At 69.0% G+C, this 6,808-nt stretch carries 6 protein-coding genes; 3 read left to right on the forward strand and 3 right to left on the reverse strand.

All coding sequences use genetic code 11. The features are described from left to right. Together ACXJKH_RS12015 and ACXJKH_RS12020 are read left to right on the forward strand one after the other, a co-directional pair. Positions 1–1,461: hypothetical protein (locus ACXJKH_RS12015; protein WP_457319610.1), on the forward strand; the 1,461-nt coding region annotated here is incomplete at its 5' end. A 189-nt stretch (positions 1,462–1,650) separates the two neighbouring features. Beyond that, positions 1,651–2,640 (forward strand): GAF domain-containing protein, encoded by a 990-nt coding sequence (locus tag ACXJKH_RS12020; RefSeq protein WP_457319611.1) that lies wholly within the window; start codon positions 1,651–1,653, stop codon positions 2,638–2,640. Positions 2,641–2,687: 47 nt separating this feature from the next. Here ACXJKH_RS12020 and ACXJKH_RS12025 read toward each other — a convergent pair whose 3' ends face one another. Genes ACXJKH_RS12025 through ACXJKH_RS12035 form a run of 3 tightly spaced genes read right to left on the reverse strand, consistent with a single transcriptional unit; the run spans position 2,688 to position 4,441 of the window. Next, the gene (locus tag ACXJKH_RS12025) at positions 2,688–2,921 is read right to left on the reverse strand and encodes a DUF1653 domain-containing protein (RefSeq protein ID WP_256777242.1); all 234 of its coding nucleotides are present in this window, start codon (positions 2,919–2,921) and stop codon (positions 2,688–2,690) included. Between the two features lies 1 nt (position 2,922). Beyond that, entirely contained in the window at positions 2,923–3,291 is a 369-nt protein-coding gene (locus ACXJKH_RS12030) for a response regulator (RefSeq protein ID WP_256777241.1), read from the reverse strand. Next, a complete protein-coding gene (locus tag ACXJKH_RS12035; protein WP_256777240.1) occupies positions 3,284–4,441 on the reverse strand; it encodes a PAS domain S-box protein in 1,158 nt (385 codons plus the stop codon). The genes ACXJKH_RS12030 and ACXJKH_RS12035 overlap by 8 nt, the downstream gene beginning before the upstream one ends. 152 nt (positions 4,442–4,593) lie before the next feature. Here ACXJKH_RS12035 and ACXJKH_RS12040 point away from each other — a divergent pair. Then, on the forward strand, positions 4,594–6,808 hold a 2,215-nt coding region (locus ACXJKH_RS12040; protein WP_457319612.1), incomplete at its 3' end, for an ATP-binding protein.

The raw sequence follows: 6,808 nt of genomic DNA on the forward strand, positions 1-6,808 counted from the left end.
GTACAGGGTGATGTTGCGCTCGACGCACCGGCGGCGATGTTGGCGAAAGATCAGGCGGCAGTTGGCGCTGAACCCGCCTCCGCAGCGCCGCCGTCCGTGGCGACACCCGAGGAAATGCAGACCCCGGCCGAACCGGCGGCGGCACACGCCGCCATCAATGCGGCCGTACCCACCTCGGCTGCGGTTGACGCGGGCAGCGTGACCGACGCCATCGCCGCGTCGACGGAGACGGCGGTTGCGTCGCCCACTCTGGCTGCACCTATGGAGACTGCAACGGCGCCCATGTCGGAGCAGGTGGCGGGTCCCGTGGCTGAGGCCGCTCCGACTGCGGTCGCCGCGCCGAACGAGGCCGTTGCAGCGGCCGAACCGGCGGTTGCGCCCGCGCCTACCCCTGCTACACCGACCGAACCCGTTGTGACCCCCGATCCGGAGGCTTCACCTGTGGTCGATTCGGCCCCAGTCCCGGTCCCAGCCGCGCCGACGATGGCTGCGGCCGCCGTTCCGGCAGCGTCCCTCGTGGCCGCGCCGAAGGCCGTGCCTGCACCGCAGGCCATCGCCGCGCCGCAGGCGAACATCGCGCCCGCAGCGGTTGCCGCCCCTGTCGCCACCCGACCGCCCTTCGTCAACGAAAACAACGCCATCGAGCGCCAGCTCGGCGCACGCTGCCCGAACGACCTGGCCGCGCGCCTGGCCACCCAAGGCGACCTGCTCACCGGCGCCTGCCAAGGCACCATGCCGGCCCACTTGGCCGCGGTGCTGGTCGCCATCCCCGATGCACAGATCCTCCTGCCGCGCATTTGGCGGCAGCGTGAAGTGGCCCAGCGCGCCTGGTTCAAGGCGGTGCCGGGCGCAGGCCAGCGGCCGGATTTCCTGGTGGTGCAGGGCGGGCTGTGGATCCGCTCGTTCGAAGGGGCCGATGCCAACACCACGGTGTATCTGGTCTCCGCGCCGTTCGAGTGCGTCGACGGGCGAGTGCTGGACGCCGATGCGGCCGAGCCGGTGCGCGTGCCGGCCGGCGATTGCCGCCAGGCCTTCGTGCAGGAGCGCGTCTACCGGGTGAGTGGCAACGCGGCGCCGGTGGACATCACCGCCGAGGTGATGCCGGCCCGCCCGCTGCTGGGCGAGGCGGACAAGAAGCGCTACGCGGCCAAGGGCGGCGAGGTGACGCTGGACCGCAGCAAGCTGCAATACGGCCCCGCGATGCGCTGGTACGTGCGCTTTGATGAGGCGGGTACGCCTGCGGACGCGCGCAGTTTTGGTGAGTGGAGCCGCGCGCACTTGGGCTTTGTGGTCTGGAATGGCCAGCGTTTCGAGCAGGTCGACAGCGTGCCGCGCAGCCAGTGGCCGTGCGATCCGGTCGCCCCCGGCGACGCGGTATGCGGCGGCTTTGCCGATGCGGGGCGCGATCCCTTCGTGCTGAGCGATGCGGCGATGGCGCGCACCGAGGGCGCAACCCCCTGACCATCCGAGGCGGTGCCGGCATCGAGGATGATGTCGGCCCCTTGCCCGGCGCCTGGGCCCGTGCGTGGACTCCAACGGCATCACGCTCCGTCTCGCCGATAAGTGCGATAATTCGCTGCTGACGTCCCCAACTTGAGTGGGCGCTGTATCGCGGACCGGTCGATCGCCGGCTATCCGCCAAGGATTGCGATGTACACCGGTTCCGGCTTCCCCAGCGTCATTGGATTCGATCTGCCGGGGCTGCAGGACGAGCCTGCGCCTGCGCGGGTGATCGTCACCGCGTTGCTGGACGCGCTTCCCTCCGAGGAGTGGATGCGGATGCTCGACCGGCTGGCCTGGCCGGCGCTGCGGTTGGACCACGGTGTGGAGCAGCTGCGCCTGGTGGGGCAGGGCATCCACTTCGTCGGCGATATCCGTGACGGGCGCGGCCTGTCGGCGACGGTGCGCGACCTGTTCGAGCGGGTCACCGCCCAGGTGCTGGCGGCGCGCATGGCGGCGTTGGAAAACCCCGTTGAAGACCTGTCCTGGACGCCGCCGGTGTCAGCGCCCTTGTTGGCCTCGCGCGATCCGCGCTTGGCCGACGTCGCCGCGCTGCTGAAGCTGCCGGCCTTGCCGGGCCTGCTGGAACTGGCCAGCCAGCTGACGGCGATGCGCTTCGTTGCCGTGGCCCGGGTCACCGCCGAGCGCTGGACGGCGTGCGCGGTACACGACGGCATCGGCTTTGGCCTGGCGCCGGGGCAGGACCTGGTGCTGGAAACCACGATCTGCGAAGAGATCCGCCAGCACCACCAGACCGTGCAGTTCGATCAGGCCAGCATCCACCCGGTGTTTTCCACCCATCCCACCCCGGCGCTGTACGGCTTTGAGAGCTACATTTCGGTGCCGATGCTGCGCCGCGACGGCAGTCTGTTCGGCACGCTGTGCGCGCTGGATCCCAAACCGTCGCAGCTGGACGCGGTCAGCGTGAAGTGTTTCGAGGTGCTGGCCGCGTGGATCGGTGCGCAGCTGGAGCTGGAAGACGCCCAGGCGGTGATCGAGGGCGAGGCGCCGGTGACCATCCGTGCGGCGCTGGAAGCCGTGGCCGAGCAGGCGGGGCGGATTGCCGCCAATGCGAAGACCTCTTCGGCGCTGAGCGAGACCGCGCTGCGGATCCAGGCGTTGAGCGTGGTGCCGCGCTGAGGGGTTGGTGGTTGCCGGCCAGCGGCCGGCACTACCGGGCTGCCGGCTCAGGCTGGCACGGGGGCGAAGCGCGGTCGCACCTGGCCGTCGACCTCCACCTCGGCCACGAACATCGCATACGGCCGTACCCACAGGCCTACGTTGGAATCCAGCGGGCGATACAGCACCATCGGCTCCAGCGTCTCGCTGTGCCGGACCACGCCCACCACCTCGTAGTTGCCGCCCTTGAAGTGGCGGTAATGTCCGGGCGCGATGTCGGGCAGCGGGGCGAGGTCGCGCATGTCAGTGTGCGGCTGCGGGCGACTGCAGCATCGCCACCAACTGGCGCAGCCGGTAGGGCTTGGGCAGGAATTCCACGTGCGCCGGCAACGGCGGCAACTGCGAGCGCGCATACCCRGAAGACAGGATCATGCGCGCGTTGGGCAGGGCCTCGGCCACGTGCGCGCTCAGTTCCACCCCGCTCATGCCGTTGGGCATGCTGATGTCGCTGAACACCACGTCGAACGCGCCCACTTCCTGCAGCAACCGCAGGGCGGCCGGGCCATCGTCGGCGGTGTGGATCTCGATACCGAAATCCTGCAGCGCCTGGCCGATCAGATCGCGCAGGTCCTGCTGGTCTTCGACCATCAAAACGCGAAGGGGCTCAGGCATGCTCGACATCCTCTATGGCAGGTAACAACAAACGGACCGTGGTGCCGCGTCCGGGGGCGGTCTGTACATCGACGAAGCCGTCGCACTGGGAGACGAAGCCGAACACCTGGCTCAATCCCAGTCCGCTGCCCTTGCCGACTTCCTTGGTGGTGAAGAAGGGCTCGCTGGCGCGCTCTGCAACCTCTGGTGGCATGCCCGCGCCTTCGTCGGTCACCGCAATGGCGACGTAGCGGCGGCGGGTAGGCTGCGCCAGATCGGGGGCAAGGCGTTGTTCGACGCGGGCGGTGATGGTTACCGTGCCGCCCTGCGGCATCGCCTCACAGCTGTTGAGCACCAGGTTGAGCATGGCGCTGTGCAACTGTACGCCATCGGTGGCGATCGGCGGTAGCGCCGGCGCCAATTCCACGCGCATCTGGATGGCCTGCGGACACGCCCGCTGCAGCGAGGGCAGGGCCTCGTCCAGCAGCTGCGGCACGCTCACCGGCTCGCGCACCAGGGTCTGGTCGGCCGAGAACGCCAGCAGCTGGCGGGTCAGCAGCGAGCCGCGGTCGGCGGCTGCCTGGGCCAGTTCCACCAGTTCATGGGTGCGCGCATCGGCGCCCGGGCGCAGCGCGACCAGATCCAGTGCGTTGGCGATGGTGGTCAGCAGGTTGTTGAACTCGTGCGCCAGCCCGCGGGTCAGGCGGCCAACACCTTCAAACCGCTGCAGGTGCTGGCGCGACCGCTGGGCATCCTGCAGCAGGCACTGGGCCTGGTAGCGCTCGGTGATGTCCTGGGTGACCTTGACGAAGCCGAGCAGGTGACCGTCCTCGCGCACCGCTTCAATCACCACACTGGCGCGGAACTGCTCGCCGTTGCGGCGCACCCGCCAGCCTTCGCCAGCCAGCCGTCCGTGTTCACGGACATGCTCCAGTGCCTGCTGGGGCAGCCCCTGCTGCTGCTCCTCGGGGATGTAGAAGATCGACACGTGCTGGCCGATGGCTTCCTCGGCGGTGTAACCGTTGACGCGTTCGCCGCCACGGTTCCAGCTGCAGATACGCCCGTCCGGGTCGAGCAGGTAGATCGCATGGTCGGACACATGGTCGATCAACAGCTTGAGTTGCCGGCGTTCATCGACAAGCGGTGCCACGCTGGATACGACCTCGGCCACGACGGTAATGCACTCCCCTCTAAGGGGCCGAACCGTAGGGGCGAGAGCGTGAAGAACATGTAAAGAACGGGCTGTAACCACCTGACCAATGACGGATAACGCCGCTTTACGGGTTCAGGTACCATCGGCCCCCTTTTGAGCTGGAATTCCGCATGAATGCTGCGCCGACCGCACGTGACCGCTGGATCTGGGCTGCCTCGGCCGCCCTGATGGCGTTCACCCTGGCCCTGGAGATGGTGGTCCCACTCGGCTATGCGGTGTGGTTGACCTATTTCATGGCGGTGGGGGTGACCCTGTTCCAGCGGCGGCTGGACGTGCCGATGCTGGTGGCGTTGGGGTCCTGCGTGCTGTTGATGGTGGGCTACAACGTGGCGCCGTCGAGCACCAACTCGGCGTTCTCGTTCGTCAACCGGACCATCGGTGGGGTGGCCTTCCTGCTGATGGCGCTGACGGTGATGAAGGCGATCCAGTCGCGCCGGATCGCCGCCGATGCGCTGTGGTTGCAGGAGGGCGAGAACGCGGTCACGGTAAGCCTGCGCGGCGACCCGGAGCCTCGCGTGCTGGCCGATGCGGCGATGCGGGCGCTGTGCGCGCAGCTGGGGGCCGAGGTGGGCGCGATGTATCGCCTTCAGGGCGACCGCCTGCTGCTGGTGGGGGGCGCGGCCTTGCCTGCGCAGCTGCCCGGAACGCTGTCGGCGGCGGCGGGCCAGTGGGGCGAGGTGTTGCGTCTGGGCGTGCCGCGTCGGCTGGAAGACCACGAATCGCCGCTGGATATCGAGACGCCGCTGGGCCGCAGCGTGGTGCGCCAGCGCCTGCTGGGTCCCATCACCGCCGATGGCGCGGTGGTAGGCGTGGTCGAACTCGGCCGGGCCGGGGTATCGCCGGCACGCGCACTGGAATTGGAGCTGCTGCTGCAGTGCGCCGAGCCGATCGGCGTGGCGCTGCGTGCGGCGCTGCTGCGCGCCCAGCTGGTGGAGTTGCTGGAGGAGACCCAGCGCCAGAGCGAAGAGCTGCAGACTCAGCAGGAAGAGCTGCGCGTGGCCAATGAGGAGCTGGAAGAGCAGAGCCGAAGCCTGCTGCATTCCCAGGCCAGCCTGGAGCAGCAGCAGGCCGAGCTGGAGCAGACCAACGTGCAGCTGGAAGAGCGCACCCACGAGCTGGAGTCGCGCCAGCAGGCGCTGCTGCTGGCGCAGACGCAACTGGTGCAGAACAGCAACGAGCTGGAAGCCAGCTCGCGCTACAAGTCCGAATTCCTGGCCAACATGTCMCAYGAGCTGCGCACGCCGCTCAACAGCGCGCTGATCTTGGCCAAGCTGCTGGCCGACAACAAGGACGGCACGCTCACCGCCGAGCAGGTCAAGTACGCCCAGGCGATCCACTCGTCCAACAACGACCTGCTGGCGCTGATCAACGACATCCTGGACCTGTCGCGGATCGAGGCTGGCCACGTCGAGCTGGTCGAAGAAAACCTGGCGGTGTCCAGCGTGCTGCAGCGCCTGCAAGACACCTTCGAGCCGATGGCCGCGCAGAAGGGCCTGGTGCTGGAAATCGTCAGCGAGGCCGGCGCGYCCGCGCAGCTGGTGGCCGACAGCCAGCGCCTGCAGCAGATCCTGAAGAACCTGCTGGCCAACGCGCTGAAGTTCACCGAGCACGGCAGCGTGTTGTTGAAGGTGCGCAGCGCCGGGGCAGGGCGGGTGCAGTTTGCCGTGTCCGACACCGGCATCGGCATCCCCGAAGCGCAGACCGCGGTGATCTTCGAGGCATTCCGCCAGGCCGATGGCAGTACCCGCCGCCGTTATGGCGGCACCGGCCTGGGCCTGTCGATCTCGCGCGACCTGGCCGCGCGCATGGGTGGCAGCATCCGCGTGTCCAGCGAACCGGGCCGTGGCAGCTGTTTCACCCTGGAACTGCCGGTGCTGGCCAGTGGCGGGGCGCCGGTGGCCAGCGCGGCGCCGGATGTGCGCGCCGCGCCGGTACCGCTGCCGCTGCGTGCAGCAGTGCCGTTCCACGGCGGCAGCGCGCATGGTGAAGCAACACCGCCGGCCGCGCTGCAGCGGGTGGCCGATGACCGCGGCCGGCGCAGCCGCGCCGGGCGCATGATCCTGGTGGTCGAAGACGATGCGACCTTTGCCGGTGCGCTGGTGTCGATGGCCCATGAACTCGACTTCGACTGCGTGGTGGCCGGCACTGCCGAAGAGGCGCTGGGCCTGGCCGCCGAGCTGCGCCCGAACGGCATCCTGCTCGACATCGGCCTGCCCGACGTGTCCGGGCTGAGCGTGCTGGAGCGGCTCAAGCGCGATCCCGCCACCCGGCACATTCCGGTGCACGTGGTGTCCGGGCTGGAGCGCTCGCAGGTGGCGATGGAGC

Source organism: Stenotrophomonas sp. P5_B8 (assembly GCF_054049855.1).

Coding starts and splice junctions, on each gene's coding strand:
- ACXJKH_RS12025 (WP_256777242.1), bottom strand. CDS start 2,921: ATGCGCGACCTCGCCCCGCTGCCCGACATCGCGCCCGGACATTACCGC.
- ACXJKH_RS12020 (WP_457319611.1), top strand. CDS start 1,651: ATGTACACCGGTTCCGGCTTCCCCAGCGTCATTGGATTCGATCTGCCG.